Source organism: Caldisphaera sp. (genome assembly GCF_049974385.1).
Classification (GTDB): Archaea; Thermoproteota; Thermoprotei_A; order Sulfolobales; family Acidilobaceae; genus Caldisphaera.
This window is the reverse complement of the sequence record NZ_JBMFIW010000026.1, coordinates 1-22,335: the sequence shown is the minus strand read 5'-3', so window position 1 is coordinate 22,335 and position 22,335 is coordinate 1. Positions and strand designations below refer to the sequence as shown.

Here is a 22,335-nt window from a genome sequence, read left to right as displayed (position 1 = left end):
ATCCCGTGACCCTGGTGAAGCCCAAGGGCTGAGAATTAGATATAAATTCATAAAAATTCAATGAAGCCCAAACCCCTTTTAGTCCTAAATGATGTTGCTCGAGGTCTTAAGTATTGCATGCCTTAACAAAATGATAAATTAAATTGCAAACCTAGTTTTAAGGCGATAATGCATTTAAGGCTTCGCTCTAAAAGCAAATCAGATAAAGCTAATAATCAAACAAAACATGATCAACAGAAAAATGAAATAAGCACGAAAGCCAGCATATTTAATAGCAATGGTAGCTCTTAAACAATACTCTCATTATTAATTTGCAATACAATAAATCAGCTTTAAATTCTAAAAAAACGTATAAAATAAATGCGCGGGGGTGCCCGAGCCTGGCCAAAGGGGACGGGTTGAGGGCCCGTTGGCGTAGGCCTGCGTGGGTTCAAACCCCACCCCCCGCATAATTTCAATTCTTAATATTACAAAAAATTTATATTTAGAATTTTATACTTTTATTTTCGAGGCGGTATATATGCGTAATATAAATAATAAAGTGGATTTCTTAAAAGAGTCTCCAACAAGAAAGATAGATGCAATAAGAGAAAGGCTAAAGAAGGAAAATAAAGATATAATTGTATTTTCAGCTGGTCAGCCTAGTATTCCACCTCCTATTGAAATTAGAGAAATCATGGGAAAAATGCTTAAAGAGGAATCAATGAACTTATATGGATATACTCCAAGCCAAGGTATATTAGAGCTAAGAGAAGCTGTATCTGATGACTTAAAGTTGTTAGGTTCAATAGATGTAGATCCATCAAGCATAGTTATAACAGCTGGAGGACAAGCAGCTATGTTTTCAACACTAGCAACTATAATTCAACCTGGAGATGAAGTCATATTGTTTGATCCTACTTATTTTGGCTATAAGCCATTGCTTAACTATAATGAGGCCAAAATTATAAGACATTATGTAAACATGGAAAACGATTATCAGCCTAATATAGATGAGCTATCAAATATTATAACGAAGAAGACTAAGGCAATAGTTATGGTTAGTCCAGATAACCCAACTGGTAGAATCATAGATCATAAAATAGCTAAGGCCTTAAGTGAAATAGCTATTGATAACGACCTGTGGATAATAAATGATGAAGCTTATAAAACCCTAATATATGAAGGGGAACACGAATTCTTATATAAATATGCCCCAGAAAATGTAATATCAATAAATACTTTCTCGAAGGACCCCTCAATACCAGGTTGGAGACTTGGTTATGTTTATGGACCAAAGAGCACGATAGATAAAATAAAGCTAGTTAATGAAGAGATGGTTTACTGTCCTCCATCTTTTGCTCAGCATATGGTTGCAAAGTATTTAAGATCTGACATAAGACTGGAATACATTAGGTTTGTCGTTAATGAATACAAGAAAAGAAGAGATGTAATGATAAAGGCAGTTAGAGAAAAAATACCTAAGGCCAAGTTTATTGTACCAAAAGGTTCGATGTTTCTATTTATAAATCTAGAAGAATATAAAATTAACGGAGAAGAATTTTCAACTCAATTATTAGAAAAATATCAAGTTGCTTCAGTTCCTGGCAACTATTTTAGCGAAAAATATCTTTCTTCTTTAAGGTTGTCATTTGTTGCTGAGACGCCCGATAGAATAGAAAAAGGGATAGATTTAATTCAATCTGCATTGCAAAATAATTTATTTTAAATTTATAAAAATTAATAAAGGGTTTCTATACAGAAATTATATGAGAAGGGTAGTTTTAATGGTTACAAATATAGAAATAAGCGGATACAGTGAAAGTGCATTAGATGCATTAGTTAAAGCCGGTATATATGCAAATAAAACAGAAGCTGTCAGAGAAGCGATTAGAAGATTTATTGATAGTTTCGATATGAAAGAAATAGCTTTTAGAGCGTATAAGGAAGGTAGAATTAGTTTTCAACTTGCAACAGAGATAAGTGGATTAGGTATTGAGGAAATTATATGGTATTTTTTAAAGAAAAATACTCCTCCCGAAATAGGGGTTATTGACCCTAATGAAATAAACGAAAATATAGAAGAGTTTGATAAAAAGAATTCATTAGTATTTGATCTATCATCTACATATTCAATTTTAGAATTAGATAAAATAGATATTATTAAAAAACTTAGCAAGAGGCTTCTTATTGGAAAAGAAACAAATAACTCAGTAAGATCATTAATAATGAGGTATTCAAAAATAAGAGGATCACTAGTTTATCTTAGCAACTATGAAGTTATACAAACAAAAAATCCCTTAGTTGAATTTGCCAGAAAGAATGGTATAACTTTACAGGAAGCTGAAGCCATAAGCATATCAAAAAAAGAAAATGCTATATTTGTATCTGATGATATTAGAACACGACAAACAGCTAAAAGCAAAGGAATAACAAGCGTACCAACACTTTCTCTTTTTTTATTCTCAAAGAAAATTAAAATAATAGATGATAGACAATTCAATGAGATAATAGCAAAGATGGGAACAATACCTTTAATTATACCCCCCGAACTCTTTGCATAATAAACAAAATCATTTCCTAGTCCTAGAATTACAGATTGCTGTGGGAAAAGCTTATATTATTTTAAAGTTAATATAATTATTAGGCGGTAAAATGCCTATTGTAAACAAATTTATAATAAGTGGCTTAATTTTGAGATGAACAAAAATTGAAGTTTATTGGAGAAGCTGTAATAATAGGTGTAGACACAAGTATAAGCATGGCCAGAAAAGATTATAAACCAAACAGAATAGAGAACGCTAAGAGAGCAGCCTCTATTATAGCTAGGAGTTTAATTAGCAGAAACATACCTACATTGATCTCTCTCGTTATATTTTATAGATACTCATTCCCTTTAACTGATCTAACTGATAGGTTAGAATTGATAGAACAAGCTATATCTAAAATAGGAATTATGGGAAAAGTTACTGCGCCTAGTGAGGTAATAAAAGATTCGTATTTAATATTAAGAGCTGCAAATCCTGGCTATCACAAAAGAATTATCTTAATAACAGATGCTGGATTTAATGAGGGCATAAATCTTGATATCTCAGCATCTCTATTATCTATGGCAGAAATAGAATTGGATATGCTTACTCTCGGCTTAATACCTAAAAAGGTTGGAGAATATATAGACAAAGCAGTCAAAATTACCAAAGGTATTTGGCTCCATTCAGAAAATACTGATGAGGTATTATCTAATGCAGCTAAACTAGGTGAACTATACCCTAATTAAAAACATAAACAAATCCTTTGTTTTGCATATTTGTTGCGTTAATTTTTCTATTTTAACTGCTGTTACTTTATATTCAGGGATATGAATCCTATCTGCAATTTGATTCAACAATAAAATTCATTGATAAAATAAGCAGTAAACTTTTGTCTTTTAATGTGATAATGCTTTTAAGGTTTGTTCTAAACAAAATTGTAAAAATTAACACATTTTCAGTTTAATAAAGATTTTAACTTCTTAATATACTCTAAAATATGTCGATGATGAAGGTTAAAAGCAGTGATTGATGAACTAACCTAGGCCCTGAGGCATAAATTATTAAAAACAGGATAATATTTATAAAAGAGGGAGAGTATGGAAAAAATAGTTATGAAAATAAGTGGAAGTTTATTATTTCCACCAGATCAAAAATATTATATAAAACTTAAAGATACCATAGAAAATGTTCTTAATAAAGGCTATAAACTAGGAGTTGTTGTAGGTGGAGGGCCGTTAGCTAGATATTATATAAATACACTAAGAGAGCTAAAAGTGTCAGAAGCCATATTAGATATTTTAGGTATTGAATCTGCAAGACTAAATGCATTATCTCTTTCTGCAATGCTGTATCCATATAGTATACCAAAAGTGCCCAAGGATTTAACAGAGACATTGGAAATTTTTAACAACAATCTAATTCCAGTATTAGGAGGTCTTCAACCAGGTCACAGTACAAATGCAGTTTCAATGATTCTAGCTGAGGCCATTGGATCAAAGAATGTTATAAATATGCTTAACGGAATTAATGGTATTTATACAAAAAATCCAAAAGATCCCGAATCAAAAAAGCTTGATAAAATATCATATGAAGGTATGGAAGAGTTAATAAAAAGAATGGATCAAGTAGCTGGAGGATACGAGTTACTTGATCACGTTGCTTTAGAGATAGCAAAAAGAAGCAAAATAAGAGTTATATTTATTGATGGTAAAAATCCTGAAACTTTATTAAAAGTATTAGATGGAGAAAAAATAGGGACAGAGTTAGTACCTGAATAATTATTTCTTATACTTTGGATGATATTTCTTAATCATTTCTTCTTTTATATTAGTAAGCTCTTCTTCTGGTATTTCGGATAATATGTTCCATGCCAAATCCAATGTATTTTCTATACTTCTATTTTCTCTAATTCCTTGTGATAAGAATTTCTTCTCAAACAAATCAGCAAACTTAAGAAACTTTCTGTCAGTTTCACTTAAGCTCTCTTCTCCTACAACTGCGGCTAAACTTCTAAGATCTACCCCTCTACTATATGATGCGTAAAGCTGGTCACTTACCTGAGCATGATCATCCCTTGTCTTTCCAGGTCCGATTCCTTCCTTCATTAATCTCGAGAGACTCATCAAAACATTAATTGGTGGATATATTCCTTTATTATACAAATCTCTGCTCAGAACTATTTGACCTTCGGTTATGTAACCAGTTAGGTCTGGTATTGGATGTGTTATATCATCATTCGGCATTGTTAATATTGGTATTTGAGTTATGCTACCTTTTTTGCCATGAACTCTCCCTGCCCTCTCATAGATGCTTGCTAAGTCACTATACATGTAACCAGGATATCCCTGCCTTCCAGGAACTTCCTCTCTTGAAGAACTTATTTCCCTTAACGCCTCCGCATAATTGGTCATATCTGTCAATATAACTAATATGTGAAGGTCTTTTTCATATGCCAAATATTCTGCCAATGTTAAAGCAACTCTTGGAGTTACTAATCTTATCATGGCAGGTTCGTCGGCCAGATTCACAAACATAGCAACTCTATTTAATGCTCCGGTTTCCTCAAAGAATTTCCTGAAAAATAAGTAATCGTCATATTTAATTCCTATTGCTGCAAAAACTACTCCAAATTCTTCTCCTTCCCCCTTTACTGTTGCTTGTCTAGCTATTTGTGCTGCTAAAATGTTATGAGGTAAACCACTCCCACTAAATATAGGCAATTTTTGGCCTCTAACTAATGTATTCATTCCATCTATTGCGCTTACACCAGTTTGTATAAAGTCCTCAGGATAAGCTCTAACTGCAGGATTTATCGGAGAACCATTTATATCATATTTTTCTTCAGCCACTATCTCTGGTCCATTGTCTATAGGCTCTCCAAGTCCGTTGAAAATCCTACCTAACATATCTTCAGATACGGGGAGCTCTAACGGTCTTCCTAAGAATCTTACTCTTGTTCCTGTAGTTGTTATACCAGTTGTACCTTCAAAAACTTGAACTATTGCAATGTTTTTAGATACATCTAAAACCCTACCTCTTCTTCTTGTTCCATCTGAAAGCTCTACTTCTACTATTTCATCATATGATGCTCTACTAACTCCTTCTACGACAATCAATGGACCTTTTATTTCAACTATTTTAGAATATTCCCTTATACCATATAGAGAGCTCATGCAGATTTCACCTCCTTAGATTTTAACCCGTCAAGAGAGTTCAAAGTACGTTTCCTCAAATCTTCTATCATCTCTATTTTATCATTTGGTATGCTAAACCTAGCCTTAACAATATCAACATAAAGCCTACCTAAAACTTCCTTAGCTTTAGATGCCTGAATCCCACTATGAACTAGCTCGCTTGCCTTCCTATAATAGTCTATGATGAGCTTCATCAATTCGAACTGTTTTTTAGGTGAAGCAAATGTATCTATAGGATCAAAGGCATTTTGTTTTAAAAATCCATCTCTTATCATCCTAGCAACATCTAATACCAATTTATCACTTTCATCTAAACTTTCTGTACCTACAAGCCTTACTATTTCTTGAAGCTCATTTTCTCTTAGTAAGATATCCATTATCTCATCTCTGTATTCTTTCCACTTTGGATCAACATTTTTGGCCCACCATTCCGAAACGGTGTCTACATATGCACTATAACTCAAGATCCAATTTATTGCCGGATAATGCCTGCTATAAGCTAGAGCTGTGTCGAGTGCCCAAAATACTCTAGTAAATCTTCTTGTATGTGTTGTTACAGGTTCGGTAAAATCTCCACCTGGAGGACTTACTGCACCAACAACAGTAACGCTTCCTGTTCTATTGGGGCTCCCTATAGTTTTTACTCTTCCAGCCCTTTCATAAAACTCTGCAAGTCTCGATGCTAAATAGCTCGGATAACCTTCTTCTGCTGGCATTTCTTCCAATCTACCTGCTATTTCTCTCAATGCCTCTGCCCATCTACTTGTTGAATCAGCTACTAGTAGAACGTCATAACCCATATCTCTATAAAACTCTGCTATAGTTATTCCCACATAGATACTGGCTTCCCTAGCTGCCACAGGCATATTGCTTGTATTTGCAATCAATACAGTTCTCTCCATCAATGGTTTTCCAGTCCATGGATCTTTATATGTTGGAAATCTCTCTAAAACTTCGGTCATCTCATTACCTCTTTCTCCACATCCTATATATAAAACCACGTTAGCAGAAGACCATTGTGCCAATCCATGCATTGTAACAGTTTTGCCAGTACCAAAGCCCCCAGGTATCATACCTGTGCCTCCTTTAGCCATAGGGAACAATGTATCTATAATCCTTAATCCTGTTATTAATGGCTCTGAAGGATCTAACTTTAAATTATAAGGCCTTGGAAATCTCACTGGCCAGCGTTGTGACAAATATATTTCTTTAACTTTTCCATTGCTTTTAATTTCAGCTATTGGGTCTACTATAGTATAATCACCTTCGGGTGCAATCCATGTTAATTCTCCAAACTCATTTGGAGGAACCATAACCTTATGTAATATTAGCTCCGTCTCCTGAACTAATCCTAAGAGATCTCCTCCTGATACTTTATCACCTACTTTTATTTCTCCTGAAGTAAAGTGCCACTTTTTATCTCTTGGCAAGGGACTTACATCAATTCCTCTCTCTACAAAAATACTTCTCTTAGGAGAAGTTTTGGTTAATAATTCAGCAATAAATGGTAATGGTCTTTGAACACCATCATATATATTTCCTAATAGACCAGGTCCTAGCTCAACGCTAAGAGGAGATCCTGTACCTTCAACTATTTCTCCTGGCTTTAAGCCAGTAGTAGATTCGTATACTTGTATATAAGCTTCGTCCCCCTTAATCCTCGTTACTTCTCCTATTAGCCTTTCCTCTCCTACTTTTACCATCTCATACATCTGTATTCCAGTCATATTTTCAGCTACAACAAGAGGACCAGTGATCCTACTAATTCTACCTTTAACTACCATTTTTACTTCCCCCCAAATAATTTTTCTGATGCTATTCCTTTAAGAAAAACCTCATTTTCCTTTATAATCTGGTCAATACTAAAGTCCAATTTGATTGTTCCTTCCTTATTTGTAGCAATTATACCTCCAATTATTTTAGCGCTCTCATTAGAGATTTCTATATTTTTAAATAGAGAAGAAATTTTTTTAACAAGCTGTTTATCATCTTCTGAGCAATATATTATCAAACCATTATAATTTTCAGCTTCCGATGCAACAATAGATATAACTTTTTTTATAAAATCGCTATACCATTCTTTATTTTTTTCACTTTTAATCATATTTATAGCCTGATTAAAAACATCATCAATATATGTGTTTTTCTTTTCGGAAACTTTTTTTCTCACATCTAATTGAAGACCTGCTTCAACACTTTTTAATGACTCTATGAATTCTTGAGACTTTTCATTTAATCTGTTCTTAAACTCGTTCAATGCAGCTTGATAAGATTCATTTAATAACTTTAACGAAGCAGAATAAGCATCGTCTATTAACTTCTTTGTTTCTAAATAATTCTTTTCTGTTATCTCTTCTGCAACCCTTTTTGGATTACCCGTTAGTGTCATATTTTACCTACCCCATACCTAATGCTTTAGCCAGCAATTTATCAATATTTATGGGCTCAGCTTTTGCCCATTTTGTTGGTAAAATCAACAAAGTAAGGTTTAATGAATTCGCTAAATTTCTAAGAGAATTTTCATCATTTACTATATGTTTTAAAACAACTACCAATGATGCTCCCTTTTCTTTTGCTTTCTTTAAACCTTCTTCTGCCTCTTTTTGAGTGTATGCGTCTATTATGGATATGCCTGCCAGCTTGAATAAATTAGCGCTTTCTCTATCCCCTATAACAAACATTTTCCCTTCTGTGCTCAATTTAATCACTTACACTATGTATGTTTAAAAATTAGCTTTTAAATTTAAACAGAAGAAACGATTAATATGAGCACTACATTATTTTTCAACTTTTTCAAACTTATGAATTTTTTCTTAGCAAACGAAAGGCAAGCTTTGCCCTTCATGACGAAGAGCAGGCCAATAAAAAGCCATTGGCTCTATTAAATTATTAACAAATTAATAAATAAAAATTTAGCAAATATTGCCTTCTAATATAAAGGATCTGATTAGCAAATTAGAGTTTGTTTATAATAAAAACTCTTTAAGTTTTAAAATACTCTCTATCCCCTCCTAATTAATGTAAAGGGGTCTAAATTGCTGGTTGCCAATCGAGTTGAAGAAGTAGTAATAGCAGTACCAAATACACAATATGATAAAGTAGTTGCTAGTCTAGCCACCTCTGGAATTTTTCATATAGAACCTCCGACAAAAGAATTAAGCAAATATTCTATGAGAATTTATAGATCAGCATCAGCGATTTCATCAGAGAGAAAGGCCAGACTTGAAGGGTTCTTTAAAGCAATAAATAGGAACCCAGAAATTGTATCAGGCATTAGCCTAAAAATTTCAAACTGGGTGGACTTTTTAAATGAATTAATAGAGCAGAACAAAGATCTAGAAACAATATTTGAGAAAAACATAACAATCTTAAACGAATCGAAAAATAAATTAAACGATCTGATAGAATTGAAAAAACTTATAAGATATATTTCGTATATTGATACTGATATTAGGAAAGCACATGAATCTAAGCTAATATCTTTTACAATAGGTATATTGCCTAGCGAGATGATAGAATATGCTAAAAAAATATCCAATGATATTATAATGGTGTATGAAAAATTCCAAGAAGATACCTTTGTTATAGCTATAGCTGGAAATAATGAAAATGTAAAAAAAGCCTATAGCAATTTAGTCAAACTTGGGTTTACTGCTATATCTATTCCAAGCGAATTCTCCGGAAATCCGTCGAAGGCCGATAAAGAAATTGAAGAAGAAATTAATAAAATTAATAAAGAAATTGAAGAAATAATAGAGAAATTACAAGAAAAATATGAAAATTTAAAGGATTACTATACAAAAATTTTTGTTATTAATGAAGTATTTAAAATACTTAACAACACTGCTACTTCTGATACGACATCATTTATACATGGATTTGTTGATATCAAAGACTCGAAAAAATTAAGAAATATAATAAAAAACGCAACAAATGATAGATATTTAATATACAGCCTTGGAATAAAGAGAGGTCAAAGAGAAGTACCCACAAAAATGGAAATACCTAGGATATTTAAGCCATTTGAATCTATATTAAAAATGTATGGAACCCCGAACTCTAATGAGATAATACCAACCATATTTATGGCAATTACTATGCCAATAATATTCGGTTTGATGTTTCCAGATATTGGCCATGGACTTCTTGTATTACTATTTGGTCTATTTTTCTTACTGCCAAGAAGTAAAGATATAGGTAAGGTAACAATTATATTAGGTGCAGCGGGTATCGTGACAGGTTTTTTAGCTAATGAATTTTTTGGACCACTTCCTGCAGAGGCCTTACATATGGGAGAATTTTGGAAAAGCCTTGGATTCCAATCAGCTCCATTAGAGTCTCCAGTTGATATATCAATATCAGGAGGATCCCAACAATTAATGCAAAAATTGTTTTACTTATCAATGGATATATCATTCTGGATAGGTGCATTTATGCTTATATTTGGTACATTATTAGGAATAGCAAATAGTTATCTAAAGAGTGACTATGAAGATTTGCTAGGTGAAAAGCTGCCTTTATTTTTATTATTTTTGTCTGCAGGCCTTCCTTTCTTGTTATACTTTAATGCAACAGAAGCAGGTTCAACCATAAAACAAGCTTTATTCGGATTAGGTAGAGGAGGACCTATGGAAGCATTTGTATTTTATGGAGCTATTATTTCACTTATATGGATACTTATAGGAAAAGGAATTTATAGAGCTGCTATTGGAGAAGGATTTAGACTAAACCCAATGGAATCATTTATCGGTTTGTTTGAATCTATGCTGCTTGTTTTGGGAAATAGTATAAGCTTTCTGAGGATAATGGGTTTAAGCCTTGCTCACTCAGGATTAATGGTAGGATTTACTATATTATATTTAGTAATAGATCCAGTAGGTCCAAAGAACCCAGCAATGTTCACAGCAGCAATCATAGTATACATATTAGGTAATTTACTCACGGCAGGGCTAGAAGGTATAGTTGCATTCGCTCATGATCTAAGGCTTCACTTCTATGAATGGTTTAATAAATTCTTCACAGGTAATGGAGTTCCATTTAATCCGATAAGACTTCCTAGTATAAACATAATCTTCCAAGCAGCATAAAAAGAAAAGTTTTTGAAATCCTCCGTATATCTTTTAATTGCCGATGAAGAAGGCTGGTATTACTGATCAATGAGGAAAGATACCAGAACTGAGGTTTTTTAAATTTTTAAATGAAAAAATAATAGATCAAGAAATGATATAATAGAAATCAATATAAACTCTTTCTTACTATTTAAAAATAGGGAGACTTCTATGAAAATGCAAGAAGATGAAGAAACACAACTAAAAGGTGCTAAGGCATTTAGAGAGAGCTTATTGTGGTTAGTCCTTAGAATTTTAGCTGAAAAACCAAGCCATGGATATGAAATCATGAAGAAGATTGAAGAAATGACTCACGGCAGATGGAAGCCAGCAGCCGGTACATTATATCCATTACTAGATTCTATGCAAAACGAAGGTTTAATCGAAATTAAATCATATGAGCAAGAAGGTGTAAGAGGAGGGAAGAAAATAGTTTATGGCCTAACCACAAATGGATGGCTATTATTAAAAGACCAATTAATTAACAAAATTTCTATTTATACCTCTATGATAAATTATATAATTTTAGGAGGAATAGAAAGTATGAAAAAACAAGGATTTCAGAGCGAGGCTAAGGAGGTGTGTAGTAACCTAATGGAATGGATTGCAAAGCTAGATGAACAAATAGGAAAATATTGTGAAAAGAAATAAAGTTAAGGTGCCAAATTATTGCCTCTTTATTTAGTAGGAATAAATTATGAGTATATCACTCAAAGAGCTATTAATTGTATAAAATCATCTGATATAATAATTGTGGATAAATATACTATGCCAAATTCAGATAAAATAATTTCTTTAGTTATTGATATTGCCAAAGATAAAAAAGTTATATTAGCTGAAAGAAATATGCTAGAAGATAATTCATCAGAAGTTATTGATATTGCCAAAGATAAAAAAGTAAGCATAGTAGTAATTGGAGATCCATTAATAGGAACTACTCATGCTTCTTTATTGATTGAGGCGAAAAAGAAAAAAATAGAAGCCGATATAATAAACGGAATATCAGGAATTTGCTTGGCAAAATCCCTGTCAGGATTACAATATTATAAATTCGGAAAAACTCTAACTATACCTGGACCATGGAGAAATATAAAAGCCTATAGCCTTATATATAATTTATATTCAAATCTTTGTATAAATGCTCATACACTCTTACTATTCGATATAAACGATCAAGGAAAATTGCTAAGTATAGAACAAGGAATTAAAACAGTCTTAGAATTAAATAAAGAACTAAAATTATATGAAAAACTTGAAAAAATGCTCGGAATTATTATACATGCGGGTGAAAAAAATGTATTTGTTGGAGATTCACTTTATATGCTTCAAAACGCTGAAATTGATGAACCGTATAGTCTGATAATCCCCACTTCTCTTCATTACGAAGAAGAAAACTATCTTAAATACGTATTAAATATAAATGACAATGCCATAATTGAACATAAGAATTCTATAAAGGTAGATTTTTGCAAATATATGCTACAATTAAAAACCTATCTAAATACGTTATAATTAAAAAATCAAATTAACTACCTTTTCCTTATTTTAAAGATATATATTGCAATTTATTGACAGGAATAATAGCTAATTATAATTTAATTAGTAAACTACTCTTCCCTTATGAACTGGCATCCTCATCTCATGACGAGGATTTCCTGATTCTTAGCCGTGAGGGAGAGAACTTCCATCTCTTAACCTCTAGTAAGTTATAATGTTAACTTACAGTAACAATCTAATCTAAAAATATAAATTTTAACACAATCCTAAAATATGGGATGGAAATGAAAAACGAAATGAACAGTACAATAGAAAGCTTAATAACAAAATACTTTGATGGAAAAATAACTTCTCAAGATCAAAATTCAGTTAAATTTGAAGTAACAGGAGTAAAAGAAGAACATATTACTAAAGCGTTTGTAAAATTATATAAAGAATCTTTCAGTTATGGATATGTTATTACTCTAAAAAAAGAAAATAATATTTTTTACTTATATGCAATCAAGAAAGCAAGTAAGACTAATATACCAATGGTCATAATATTAGCAACAATTACATTAATAAGCGTATACGTTTCAGGTTTAGTTTTTAATAGCTATAATAAGTCATTTGCTTGGACTCCTTTAGCCTATTTAGTTTCTTTAATTGTGCCTCTTCTTTTGCACGAAACAGGTCATTGGGTCACAATGAGAAGATATAAGGTTCCTGCTAGTCCTCCATATCTCCTACCTGCTCCTCCATTACAGTTTGGATTCCTAGGTACCTTTGGAGCAGTAATTAATATGGAATGGTTACCTCCAACAAACGATATATTAGCCTTAACAGGCATTATGGGTCCTTTGGTAGGATTTATGACTGCTATACCTTTTGCTATCTTAGGATTAAAATATTCAATCTTAATTCCTCAATATGCAGCTCCATCAAGCTCTACAATAAGTTTAGTTCCGTTAATTGTAAGTATTTTGACATATGTAGAAAAAATACCACAAGAATACATAATACAACCTTCAGCAATGATGTTTGCCTCTTATATCGTATTTTTCGTTACTTTTCTAAATCTAATACCTGTTTCTCAATTGGATGGAGGCCATGTTTTAAGGGCTGCTCTTGGGGAAAAAGGTCATAAAATAGTATCCGAAGTATTTATCTTAGGTTTAATAATAGCAGGCTTTTGGTATGATACTTTTACAGTTTTTGGTGTATTTGCATTATTCTTGTTTTTATTATCTAGGGGTAGGCATCCAGGATCGGCTATGGGGGATGATAAGCTTTCAAAAATTGGTTTTTTATCTGTTATATTGTACAGTATTTTACTTATATTAACATTGCCATTACCAGTTTGAATCAAAAGTTAAATTATTTTAAAATAATTAAATTAATCGTTCCTAATCTTTACAAAGGATCAACCATTTTACAATATTTCCTTATATTGTACTTAATTATATATTTCCCTTCAAAAGCAACTTTATTGGTATTACTTGCTTTAGCCCAGATGGTGTATATCTTATGACAGAAACTGGTAAAATACCATTCTCTACCTCATATCTAGCTATAACGACTGGATCTGAAGAATTTATTAATTCGGTTTTTATTAATGGAGGGGCATTATGAGTCAATTGAAGCGACCTTATACCTATTATTTTAGCTTTTTCGTATTTAGTCAAATATGGAGGTCCTATCATTATATCTTCTCTTATCTTTGGGTAGGCCATATATGAGCCTGACATTTTTTTCACCTATTTATCCTCCAAATATTGCTAAAATTCGAGATTAAAAATTAAATGCTAAATTCCTTTATGCTAACAAAATATTAAGGTGTTTACTTAGATATACTGCAGGGTAAAAATGAAAGAAATCAAATTAAAAATTGAACCTGGAAATTATAAAAGCGTTAAACTAGAGTTAAGCGATGCTTTAGAATTATTAAAAATTATTGCATCACTAAGGGGCTTAGAAACAAAAGATGTTATAGAATCTTTTAGAATATTAAATAACTTTGATGAATTCTATGAATATCAAAGAAAAAAGTTTAAAGATTATATTACTCCAGATAAAGATGTAAGCGATATGATAAAAGGTTCAGTTGTTGTTGATAATATGAAGCTGGTTAAAGAAAATAATAAAAAATTTGTAATAATAATGTTTGATAGAAGATTAAAAGAGGAATTCATAGTTAAGGGATTAAATCAAATAGGATTTAATGTGACCATAGAAAAATAATTGTTTCTTCACTCTTCTGCTTCACTTTCTTCGCTACTTTTTTTCTTACTGGTTTTCTTCTTACTACTTTTTTCTTTTTTATTTTTTTCACTTTCTTTCTTCTTACTACTTTTCTTTTTAACGGATTTCTTAGACCTTCTTGATTTCTTTATAGAAGAGCTAGATAGCTCTGACATTTTACGTTCAACTTCCTCGTTATAATATGCTCTCGCTTCATTTACCTTAATTTCATCTTTAACTGCTTTTTCTAAAATATCGAATGATCTTAACATAATATCTAATAGTTCAGGGCTTTCGACCTTATATTCAATTAGCTGTTGAGATTCTTCTTGAGCATTACTTTGTTGTTCTTGTTCTTCTTCCTCTTCGCCTACTTCTTCTTCATTTTCGCTCATTTTTTCCACCTAAACTTTTAATATAGTAACGCAAATTTAATATTTTCATTTGGAATATAATGGTTTTTGTTTGATTTGAATAGCTTAAAAAAGGGTATAAAAGCTTTTCTCCTTTTAAATGGAAATAGGTCTTATTAGATAAATATCTACGCAGTTGAATAAACAATACACAGAGGTATTAGAATTGATGTATATAGGCAACAATATATTATGGAGGACATTTGATATGGATAAAATGAATTTTACTGGAGATAAATTTAATGAAGTTGTTAGAGCATTAAGTAAAAAAGCATTAAATTCATTTATGGGGGCATATATCCTACTAGATAGCCAATCTAAAGTAAAGTTTAACATGGGATTTGTAGAGTTATTGCTGAGAAGTCCAGAGAACGCTTGTATATTAGCTCGTGAAGCCTTAGGGGAACAATTTATGTTTTTAATAAAATCAATCTTGGTAGGCAATGAGTTTAATGATATAAGAAACTATATACTAAACAGCTGTAAGAGCTATTTAAGTTCTTCATAATTATTAAAACTTCATATAAGCACATAATATTGAATAATAAATATCTTAGTTATAACATATTAAAGTTATAATAGAATACCTGCTTTTATAACTTACAATCTTTGAGTTCAAATATAATCTTGCTGAAATACTTTATAAAATTTATAAACTTACATATACGCCTTAAATGGCGAGGTCTTTAGTCGTAAAGGTGATTCAAAATGGTAAAGGCATCAACAGGGTATAGAAGCAAAACAAGGAATATGCTAAGAAAGCACATCAGAGAAAGAGGAGGTGTTCCAAGATTAAGTAAAGCTTTATATCCATATCAAATAGGAGATAAAGTTGTTATATACATAAATTCTACTTTTCATGACGGAATGCCTCATAGAAGATTTCATGGTCTAACAGGAGAAATTGTTGATAAAAGAGGAAAGGCTTATGTAATAAAAGTAAAATTAGGAAATAAGGAAAAAACTATTATAACATATGCAGTTCATCTAAAACCCTTCTCAGAACAAAAATCCCAATAAGGGGTCTTATATTATGGAAAGAAGGATTGAAGAAAGGCGTTATATCTCTTATTACGAGGCAAAATATTTTATGGAAAGAAGGATTGAAGATTCCCAACAAATAAATTCCCTTCAGGAAAAATCATGGGATTATCTAAAAACCTTTGGAGAAGGTGATTTTAAAGAAGCTACTGAATCAATTAAAAAATTAGTTAGCCTTGGTTTAAAAGAAACTACAGCTATAATGCTATTAAATGTTTGCCCTGAAAACAGTTCTTTTATTATATCTATGGTATCTTCTTTACCTGAAGAAGAGTCAACAAAAATAGATGAAGAAAAATCGAAAGAAATTTTCAACATAATAAATAATTTTTGTAATAAAAAAAGTTAAACTCCTTAGCTCCATAAATTAGTTGGGTAACTATGAGTAAAAGTTTAAGCAAAAACTGCTATTCAAACAATTTTACTGCTTTAATAGCCGAAAAACCAAAAGCTGCTGAAAAAATTGCTTTGGCTTTAAAAGATTATGGAAAATTTGAAAAATGCAAATATTACAGAATTCCTTATTATGTTATTAAAAATAACAAAGAGACTATTTTAGTTTTGCCCAGTGCCGGTCATTTATTCGGACCTTCTACAAGTGGAAGAGGAGTACCCATAGTAAAAATAACATGGAAACCACTTTGGGAATTTGATAAATCTGCTTACTATACAAAACCATTTTATATGATGATGTCATCAATCCTACCTAAAGCAAGCTCATATATAAATGCTTGTGATTATGATATTGAAGGAAGTGTTATAGGATATAAAATTATAGAAAGCTTTGGAGATATTAAAAGAGCAAAAAGGATGAAATACTCCGCTTTAACTAAAGTAGATATTTTAAATGCATTTAAAGAATTATTTCCTTTGGATTTAGATAATGTAAATGCTGGCTCTGCAAGGCATGAACTAGATTGGCTTTGGGGGATTAATGTATCAAGACTTCTCATGAAATCATTAAAGAATGAAACTGGAAAGACTGTTTCTTTAAGTGCAGGCCGAGTTCAAAGTCCAACTCTTGCAGAAGCTATAAAAAGATGGGAAGAAATAAACCTATATTTGCCGAACCCCTATTTTTCTATATCGATAATAGGTGAGTATGAAGGGAAAAGATTTTTAATAACTCCTAAAGATTGGTATCCTGAAACAATTTCTGAAGCAAAGAATGTTAAGGAATATCTAGAAAAAAATCCATACTTAATAGTCGAAGATTATGGTGATATCAAAGAAAAAATTCCGCCACCGCCTGCTTTTAATTTAGGGGATCTCCAAAAAGAAGCATCGAGAATATACGGTTTCTCACCATTTAAAACACAAAGCATAGCTGAAGAGCTTTATTTAGAAGCTTTAATAAGCTATCCAAGAACTAATAGCCAAAAACTACCTAGGACTATTAATTATAACCAGATAATAAATAATTTAACAAAACAAAAATACAAGAGCCTAGTAGAAACCTTATTAAAAGAAACCGAAGGAAAACTAAATCCAGTTCAGGGTAAAGAAGATGATCCTGCTCACCCAGCTATATATCCCACAGGTGAAGTTCCAAAAAAACTATATGGAGATTATCTAAACATCTATGACCTTATTGTTAAAAGGTTTCTTTCAGCATTTTCAAAAGATGCTCTATTAAATAAAAGCTATGCAACTTTAAGGGATGGAATAAATAGGAAGTATAAAGCAGAAGGATTAGTAGTGGTTGATGAAGGATGGTTTAAATATTATAGCTTTTCTTATCCAAAAACCAATGAAATACCTGTATTAAGAAAAAACGATAAAGTAAAAATAATAAATGTTAATCTGAAAACAGTATGGCCGAAAACTAATGTGCTTTTAAGTAGACCTTCATTGCTTAGATGGATGGAAAAGGTAAACATTGGAACAGAAGCAACAAGAGCTAGAATTATAGAGATACTTTACAAAAGAAAATACTTGATAAACAAAGGAAATAAAACGGAAGTCACAAACTTGGGATATGCAGTATATAAAGCTATAGAATTGGTATCAAATCAACTAACTTCACCTGAACTTACAAGAGATTTCGAGGAAAAGTTAGACATGATATCAAAAGGTAAATATTCTAAAGAAGACATAGTAAATGAAGCTAAGGAATTCCTATCAAAAATAATAAAGGAAAAGCTAAATGATAAAAGTTTGGGTAAAAATCTAGCAATAGCTTTAGGCATAGAAGAGCCTGAAGAAAAATGCTCTATATGTAAAAGACAAGCTAGACACAAGTTTTTGAATTACAATTTATGCGATTTTCATTATATGGCATTAAAGAAAATAAACGAAAAGGTTCCAAATTTAATGAAAAGACTAGAAACAAATGAAAACCAAGTATTAAAAGAACTATCTGAAAATGCTGCCGTTGGCCTATGGATAAGAGAAGGAAGCAAATTTTTACTTCAAAATAAAGTATCATATATTGATATTAAATAATCAAAAAGTATCGCTGCCAGTACCTCTTATTGCCAAAGCAAAGCTTCCTATATATGGTATAACTATTGGTTCATTTCCATTATAAGTCCATATAACACCTTTTATTTCAAAATATGGAACTCCTCCTGTAGTGAAACCATCTACTGTATAATACCCACAATATTGAGGATAGCCTGGATCTGGTATTGGATTATTATCTCCTTTTATTATAAAACACTCTGTCCCATTATGCTCATATATACCAATAACTCTATGTATAATTAGCGTTCCATAATAATTATAGACTATTATGTTACCTATTTTAATATTGCTATACGGCTCCTTATACATTATAGCAACGTCCCCAGTATGAAGAGTAGGCTTCATACTTATTCCATCAACAATAACGGGTGTTATACCATAAGCTAAATGAGCAACTATCGCAGCTCCAATGATCAATATTATAGCTGCAATAAATATAGCATTGGCATATTTTGTTTTTTGATCTTTATTATACTTATTCATTTTAATCCCATAAAAATGATAGAAACAGAAAGTTAAAAAAGATTAGAGGTCACATGTTTTGCAGGTACTATTTTCATCAGCCTTTAAACTCACAACACCACTCCTGCTATCCTTAGTTATACCAAATAATTGAGAGAGTTTTCTATCAGATTCTATATCTGTTACCCTCATTTCCTTTTTTATTATTGTCATTCTAGACTTCTCTTTTTTCTTTTGTTTTATAGGTTGTACTAATATGTTTTTTGCTTCCCCTCCAAAGTATATTACTTGTATCCCTTTGCTCTCATCTCTATAAATCGTTACTCCTTTTAATCCTCCCAACCAAGCAACAAGATATGTCGTATAAACATCATCTATTTTTGCATCACTTGGCAAATTGATTGTTTTGCTTATAGCTTGATCTGTATAAATTTGTGAAGCTATTTGATGAGAAAGATGATACCACAAATCAAAATCCATGCTGGTAGAGAAGAGATTTGCTAAATTTCTTATTTCTTCTATTAGACCCTTATAATCTATATCTGTTTTAGACACTATTCTGCCATCCTTTTCAATAACTTTACTCTTACTTACTATATAGTTTTCTATATCGTTTAATGCCCATCTTATACTACCTTTGTGAGATGATATAAATTTAAATAAATCATCTAAAAACTCAACAGATAAGTTATATTTCTTTGCTATTTCCAAAACTTTATCTCTAAATATCGATATTGTTTCCCAAAATTCTCCTACAGCAACCCTTCTCAAATATACCAAAGCAAAATATGGCTCTATCCCGCTGCTTGTTCCAGATATAATGCTTATTGTCCCGGTTGGAGCAACTGTGTTTACAACAGTATTTCTTGGGGCTTTGGCTCCTATAGACTTACCATACTCTATAAGCTTATTCCAAGTCGCTTCAGGGTTGAATAAAGCATTAATGAGCAACTTCTTTACATCATTTATTGAAAAATCAGAAGAGTTATTTATATCATCTTTGGAAATTGAAAAGACGTCATTTAGTACTTTATAAAATGCATCTTCTTTAATGATATTTATTGAACCATCTGACATAACTCTTTTTGCCGTTTCCCCGACTAGTCTTTTAGAAACTTCCGCTGGTATCTTAATATCATGATACTTTACATTTATCCAACCATCTTTAATTCTCATAACCTCATTAGCCTTAAGTAAAGCAGGTGTATGTAATTTTAAGGTTTCTTCAATATCAGCTTTTTCAACACATTTCATCTCCTTCCAATCCCATCTTTTACATTCAAAAGCTGGAGCATGACCTAATATAGCACCTAATTCCCAACTTCTTTTCCATGCAAAAACTTCAATTGCTGCAGAAACTATTAAAGTGAACGCAACAGCTTCATCGCTATCATAAGGATAGTTAAGGGTTGCTACAGCATTTGCCAATCCCATTATTCCTAATCCTATTTTCCTCGTTATTGAGTTTATTAGAGTTTGCCTCTTATCAGGATGTTTATTTAAATCTATTACAGCATCCATTGAATCAACAATCAATTGTATATCATTATAAAACTCTTCTAAATCGAATTTATTATTACTAACGTATTTGTTTAGGTCTATAGAGCCTAGGTTACAACTTTCAAATGGATATAGGTGCTGCTCTCCACATGGATTTGTTGCAGTAACTACGCCCAACCAAGGAGTTGGACTAAATTTATTATGATTATCTGGGAATATTAATCCAGGATCTCCACCTTCCCATGCAGCTTTAATTATTTCTTCCCATAAAAGCCTTGCATTATATTTCCATGCCTTTGTATTTCTTTCATTAAAGTCTACTTTCTTACCCGATGTTTTGCTTGCTTCTTCCAAATCATTAATCGCTAAAGATTTTGTTTTTTCTAAAACATCTTCAAATATATTTAAATATGGATTATCTAAGAGCCATTTGTTTTCTTCAATAAGCTTTCCCATTCTTCCTAAACCTGTTTCTTTGCTAATACTATAATGAATTCTATAAACTCCATTCTCATCCTTGCTATATCTTGGATTTACCATCCACCATTCATTGCCTTCAATGAGCGATTTCATAAAAGCATCATTTACACCAACACTTATATTAAAGTTAGTTAAAAATGAGTCCTGCATTGGAGTTTTCTTGGATTGTATAAAACCTGCATCTTCTGGCATATAATAACCTTCCTTTGAAAGTTTTTCAGCCATTTCTTTTAATATTGGATTTACCTCGTATAGTTCATCTTTTTCTATTTGATCAAATGCATCCTTAACCGCCTTTATAAATGCTCTAACTTGAGGAGGTAAAGTGTTTGCTAAAGCCTGCCACGAATCATATTTCGGATTGTATATATCAGGGTGCCAAATATGTAATATACCCATATTGGCCCCTCTTCTCTTGCCCCCTTGTTTAACAACATCCGTTGCAACATCATACAACCTCATAAAGCTTAATGGCCCACTTGCCACTCCACTTGTTCCAGCAACAATATCTCCTCTAGGCCTGAGCTCAGAAAAGCTGAAACCCTGGCCTCCTCCATATTTAAAAGTTAAAGCTTGAACCTTAACTCCATCTAATATGCCTTCCATACTATCAAATACTGGTGTAACATAACAAGCACTTAAAGCTCCTTTAGCTCCATCAGAGAACATATTAAATAATGTTGGAGAATTAAACATGAATTTGCCATTTATCAATAAATTATAAAGCTTTTCTTTATCTGCTCTAGAAGACAAACCCTCAGCCACTCTTCTCATAACCATAGAAGGTGTTTCTAATGGATTTAGTAATTGACTTTTCACCATATATCTTGATTGCAATACTTTTATTGCATTATAAGTAAATTTCAAATCGTCTTCGCATGGTTCATCCCTTTTACCTTCTACAAAATCTTTTACACATTGTGGAATATCAGCTAACATGCCGCCATTTGGCGCTCTTTTATTATATTCTTTTAAAACAGCTTCGTAAATTTCTTTTAATAAAAGCTTTCTAGCCTCCATTTCAATTTCTGGCTTAAATGTTGATTCTTTAATTATTTTTAATTGCTCAGCCTCATTTGATGACATATTTACACCCCTACTTAAATTCACCTAACATATTTAGCGTAGGTATATTATGTCTAGCTAAAGTAAATATTTTTCTGGGCATACTCTAACACCGACCTGTCTTATCATATATATTTAGGGCTGTATTACCTTCCTTTTGAACTAAATATTTTTCTGGGCATACTCTAACACCGACCTGTCTTATCATATATATTTAGGGCTGTATTACCTTATCTCTTTTTCCTGTTAAGAGAAGATTATAGACACAAAATTTTAAAAATTAATTTATAATAAAAATTAACAAAAGCCGTCGTCAACAGTTTCCGATAAACCGTGAAGTTTATATACTTTGTATGTGAATTTAATTATGGTGCTTAAT

The 22,335-nt window shown here is 31.7% G+C and carries 22 protein-coding genes and 1 tRNA gene; 14 read left to right on the top strand and 9 right to left on the bottom strand.

The features are described from left to right. Positions 1 to 364: 364 nt before the first annotated feature. The 4 genes from ACP5GV_RS07005 (at position 365) to ACP5GV_RS06990 (ending at position 3,256) form a co-directional block, all read left to right on the top strand. A tRNA-Leu gene (locus ACP5GV_RS07005) sits at positions 365 to 449 on the top strand. A 71-nt stretch (positions 450 to 520) separates the two neighbouring features. Continuing rightward, entirely contained in the window at positions 521 to 1,708 is a 1,188-nt protein-coding gene (locus ACP5GV_RS07000) for a pyridoxal phosphate-dependent aminotransferase (RefSeq protein WP_428067916.1), read from the top strand. A gap of 58 nt (positions 1,709 to 1,766) precedes the next feature. Further along, positions 1,767 to 2,543: a PIN domain-containing protein gene (locus ACP5GV_RS06995; protein WP_428067914.1), complete on the top strand. Its 777-nt coding sequence runs from the start codon at positions 1,767 to 1,769 to the stop codon at positions 2,541 to 2,543. Between the two features lie 146 nt (positions 2,544 to 2,689). After that, positions 2,690 to 3,256: a vWA domain-containing protein gene (locus tag ACP5GV_RS06990; RefSeq protein ID WP_292320923.1), complete on the top strand. Its 567-nt coding sequence runs from the start codon at positions 2,690 to 2,692 to the stop codon at positions 3,254 to 3,256. Here the strand turns inward: ACP5GV_RS06990 and ACP5GV_RS06985 are convergent. Beyond that, positions 3,242 to 3,364 carry a hypothetical protein gene (locus tag ACP5GV_RS06985; RefSeq protein WP_428103039.1) on the bottom strand — a complete coding sequence of 41 codons (123 nt, stop codon included), beginning with the start codon at positions 3,362 to 3,364 and terminating at the stop codon, positions 3,242 to 3,244. The genes ACP5GV_RS06990 and ACP5GV_RS06985 overlap by 15 nt on opposite strands. Before the next feature lie 243 nt (positions 3,365 to 3,607). On the opposite strand from ACP5GV_RS06985, the gene pyrH reads away from it, so the two are divergent. Further along, positions 3,608 to 4,288 carry a UMP kinase gene (gene pyrH / locus ACP5GV_RS06980; RefSeq protein ID WP_428067910.1) on the top strand — a complete coding sequence of 227 codons (681 nt, stop codon included), beginning with the start codon at positions 3,608 to 3,610 and terminating at the stop codon, positions 4,286 to 4,288. On the opposite strand, the gene ACP5GV_RS06975 is transcribed toward pyrH, so the two are convergent. Genes ACP5GV_RS06975 through ACP5GV_RS06960 form a run of 4 tightly spaced genes read right to left on the bottom strand, consistent with a single transcriptional unit; the run spans position 4,289 to position 8,412 of the window. Next, complete coding sequence (locus ACP5GV_RS06975; RefSeq protein WP_292320920.1) at positions 4,289 to 5,683, bottom strand: ATP synthase subunit B; 1,395 nt, start codon at positions 5,681 to 5,683, stop codon at positions 4,289 to 4,291. Beyond that, entirely contained in the window at positions 5,680 to 7,488 is a 1,809-nt protein-coding gene (locus ACP5GV_RS06970) for a V-type ATP synthase subunit A (protein ID WP_428067908.1), read from the bottom strand. The genes ACP5GV_RS06975 and ACP5GV_RS06970 overlap by 4 nt, the downstream gene beginning before the upstream one ends. Positions 7,489 to 7,490: 2 nt before the next feature. Further along, on the bottom strand, positions 7,491 to 8,093 hold the full coding sequence (locus ACP5GV_RS06965) for a V-type ATP synthase subunit E (RefSeq protein ID WP_428067906.1): 603 nt from the start codon (positions 8,091 to 8,093) through the stop codon (positions 7,491 to 7,493). A gap of 7 nt (positions 8,094 to 8,100) precedes the next feature. Beyond that, a complete protein-coding gene (locus ACP5GV_RS06960) occupies positions 8,101 to 8,412 on the bottom strand; it encodes a V-type ATP synthase subunit F (protein WP_428067904.1) in 312 nt (103 codons plus the stop codon). 327 nt (positions 8,413 to 8,739) lie between these two features. Here ACP5GV_RS06960 and ACP5GV_RS06955 point away from each other — a divergent pair, with 327 nt between their 5' ends. The 4 genes from ACP5GV_RS06955 to ACP5GV_RS06940 all read left to right on the top strand — a co-directional run bounded on the left by ACP5GV_RS06955 (position 8,740) and on the right by ACP5GV_RS06940 (position 13,652). Further along, positions 8,740 to 10,791 carry a V-type ATP synthase subunit I gene (locus tag ACP5GV_RS06955; protein WP_428067902.1) on the top strand — a complete coding sequence of 684 codons (2,052 nt, stop codon included), beginning with the start codon at positions 8,740 to 8,742 and terminating at the stop codon, positions 10,789 to 10,791. A gap of 192 nt (positions 10,792 to 10,983) precedes the next feature. Next, positions 10,984 to 11,463: a PadR family transcriptional regulator gene (locus ACP5GV_RS06950; RefSeq protein WP_428103037.1), complete on the top strand. Its 480-nt coding sequence runs from the start codon at positions 10,984 to 10,986 to the stop codon at positions 11,461 to 11,463. 18 nt (positions 11,464 to 11,481) lie between these two features. Beyond that, positions 11,482 to 12,324, top strand: a complete 843-nt coding sequence (gene dph5, locus ACP5GV_RS06945) for a diphthine synthase (protein ID WP_428103035.1) — start codon at positions 11,482 to 11,484, stop codon at positions 12,322 to 12,324. 269 nt (positions 12,325 to 12,593) lie between these two features. Further along, a complete protein-coding gene (locus tag ACP5GV_RS06940; protein WP_428103033.1) occupies positions 12,594 to 13,652 on the top strand; it encodes a site-2 protease family protein in 1,059 nt (352 codons plus the stop codon). 96 nt (positions 13,653 to 13,748) lie between these two features. On the opposite strand, the gene ACP5GV_RS06935 is transcribed toward ACP5GV_RS06940, so the two are convergent. Further along, positions 13,749 to 14,036, bottom strand: coding sequence for a DNA-directed RNA polymerase subunit K (locus tag ACP5GV_RS06935; protein ID WP_292320907.1), 288 nt, complete (start codon positions 14,034 to 14,036; stop codon positions 13,749 to 13,751). Positions 14,037 to 14,154: 118 nt separating this feature from the next. Between ACP5GV_RS06935 and ACP5GV_RS06930 the strand changes: the two genes are divergently transcribed. After that, a complete protein-coding gene (locus ACP5GV_RS06930) occupies positions 14,155 to 14,529 on the top strand; it encodes a hypothetical protein (protein ID WP_428103031.1) in 375 nt (124 codons plus the stop codon). An 8-nt stretch (positions 14,530 to 14,537) separates the two neighbouring features. Here ACP5GV_RS06930 and ACP5GV_RS06925 read toward each other — a convergent pair whose 3' ends face one another. Beyond that, complete coding sequence (locus tag ACP5GV_RS06925; protein WP_428067895.1) at positions 14,538 to 14,924, bottom strand: hypothetical protein; 387 nt, start codon at positions 14,922 to 14,924, stop codon at positions 14,538 to 14,540. A gap of 184 nt (positions 14,925 to 15,108) precedes the next feature. Here ACP5GV_RS06925 and ACP5GV_RS06920 point away from each other — a divergent pair, with 184 nt between their 5' ends. The 4 genes from ACP5GV_RS06920 (at position 15,109) to ACP5GV_RS06905 (ending at position 18,428) form a co-directional block, all read left to right on the top strand. Continuing rightward, positions 15,109 to 15,450, top strand: a complete 342-nt coding sequence (locus ACP5GV_RS06920) for a hypothetical protein (RefSeq protein WP_428103029.1) — start codon at positions 15,109 to 15,111, stop codon at positions 15,448 to 15,450. A gap of 200 nt (positions 15,451 to 15,650) precedes the next feature. Next, positions 15,651 to 15,962 carry a 50S ribosomal protein L21e gene (locus ACP5GV_RS06915; RefSeq protein ID WP_428067892.1) on the top strand — a complete coding sequence of 104 codons (312 nt, stop codon included), beginning with the start codon at positions 15,651 to 15,653 and terminating at the stop codon, positions 15,960 to 15,962. A gap of 13 nt (positions 15,963 to 15,975) precedes the next feature. Beyond that, the gene (locus ACP5GV_RS06910) at positions 15,976 to 16,332 is read left to right on the top strand and encodes a hypothetical protein (RefSeq protein WP_292320895.1); all 357 of its coding nucleotides are present in this window, start codon (positions 15,976 to 15,978) and stop codon (positions 16,330 to 16,332) included. Positions 16,333 to 16,364: 32 nt separating this feature from the next. Further along, a complete protein-coding gene (locus tag ACP5GV_RS06905) occupies positions 16,365 to 18,428 on the top strand; it encodes a DNA topoisomerase I (RefSeq protein ID WP_428067890.1) in 2,064 nt (687 codons plus the stop codon). Here ACP5GV_RS06905 and ACP5GV_RS06900 read toward each other — a convergent pair whose 3' ends face one another. Beyond that, entirely contained in the window at positions 18,429 to 18,932 is a 504-nt protein-coding gene (locus ACP5GV_RS06900; RefSeq protein ID WP_428067888.1) for a signal peptidase I, read from the bottom strand. Positions 18,933 to 18,974: 42 nt separating this feature from the next. Further along, a complete protein-coding gene (locus ACP5GV_RS06895) occupies positions 18,975 to 21,977 on the bottom strand; it encodes an adenosylcobalamin-dependent ribonucleoside-diphosphate reductase (RefSeq protein ID WP_428103027.1) in 3,003 nt (1,000 codons plus the stop codon). Positions 21,978 to 22,335: the final 358 nt, after the last annotated feature.

Excerpts from the sequence above, each read along its gene's own strand:
- ACP5GV_RS07000 (WP_428067916.1), top strand. The coding sequence starts at position 521 with ATGCGTAATATAAATAATAAAGTGGATTTCTTAAAAGAGTCTCCAACA.
- ACP5GV_RS06995 (WP_428067914.1), top strand. The coding sequence starts at position 1,767 with ATGGTTACAAATATAGAAATAAGCGGATACAGTGAAAGTGCATTAGAT.
- pyrH (WP_428067910.1), top strand. The coding sequence starts at position 3,608 with ATGGAAAAAATAGTTATGAAAATAAGTGGAAGTTTATTATTTCCACCA.
- ACP5GV_RS06975 (WP_292320920.1), bottom strand. The coding sequence starts at position 5,683 with ATGAGCTCTCTATATGGTATAAGGGAATATTCTAAAATAGTTGAAATA.
- ACP5GV_RS06970 (WP_428067908.1), bottom strand. The coding sequence starts at position 7,488 with ATGGTAGTTAAAGGTAGAATTAGTAGGATCACTGGTCCTCTTGTTGTA.
- ACP5GV_RS06965 (WP_428067906.1), bottom strand. The coding sequence starts at position 8,093 with ATGACACTAACGGGTAATCCAAAAAGGGTTGCAGAAGAGATAACAGAA.
- ACP5GV_RS06950 (WP_428103037.1), top strand. The coding sequence starts at position 10,984 with ATGAAAATGCAAGAAGATGAAGAAACACAACTAAAAGGTGCTAAGGCA.
- ACP5GV_RS06940 (WP_428103033.1), top strand. The coding sequence starts at position 12,594 with ATGAAAAACGAAATGAACAGTACAATAGAAAGCTTAATAACAAAATAC.
- ACP5GV_RS06935 (WP_292320907.1), bottom strand. The coding sequence starts at position 14,036 with ATGTCAGGCTCATATATGGCCTACCCAAAGATAAGAGAAGATATAATG.
- ACP5GV_RS06930 (WP_428103031.1), top strand. The coding sequence starts at position 14,155 with ATGAAAGAAATCAAATTAAAAATTGAACCTGGAAATTATAAAAGCGTT.
- ACP5GV_RS06925 (WP_428067895.1), bottom strand. The coding sequence starts at position 14,924 with ATGAGCGAAAATGAAGAAGAAGTAGGCGAAGAGGAAGAAGAACAAGAA.
- ACP5GV_RS06915 (WP_428067892.1), top strand. The coding sequence starts at position 15,651 with ATGGTAAAGGCATCAACAGGGTATAGAAGCAAAACAAGGAATATGCTA.
- ACP5GV_RS06910 (WP_292320895.1), top strand. The coding sequence starts at position 15,976 with ATGGAAAGAAGGATTGAAGAAAGGCGTTATATCTCTTATTACGAGGCA.
- ACP5GV_RS06905 (WP_428067890.1), top strand. The coding sequence starts at position 16,365 with ATGAGTAAAAGTTTAAGCAAAAACTGCTATTCAAACAATTTTACTGCT.
- ACP5GV_RS06900 (WP_428067888.1), bottom strand. The coding sequence starts at position 18,932 with ATGAATAAGTATAATAAAGATCAAAAAACAAAATATGCCAATGCTATA.
- ACP5GV_RS06895 (WP_428103027.1), bottom strand. The coding sequence starts at position 21,977 with ATGTCATCAAATGAGGCTGAGCAATTAAAAATAATTAAAGAATCAACA.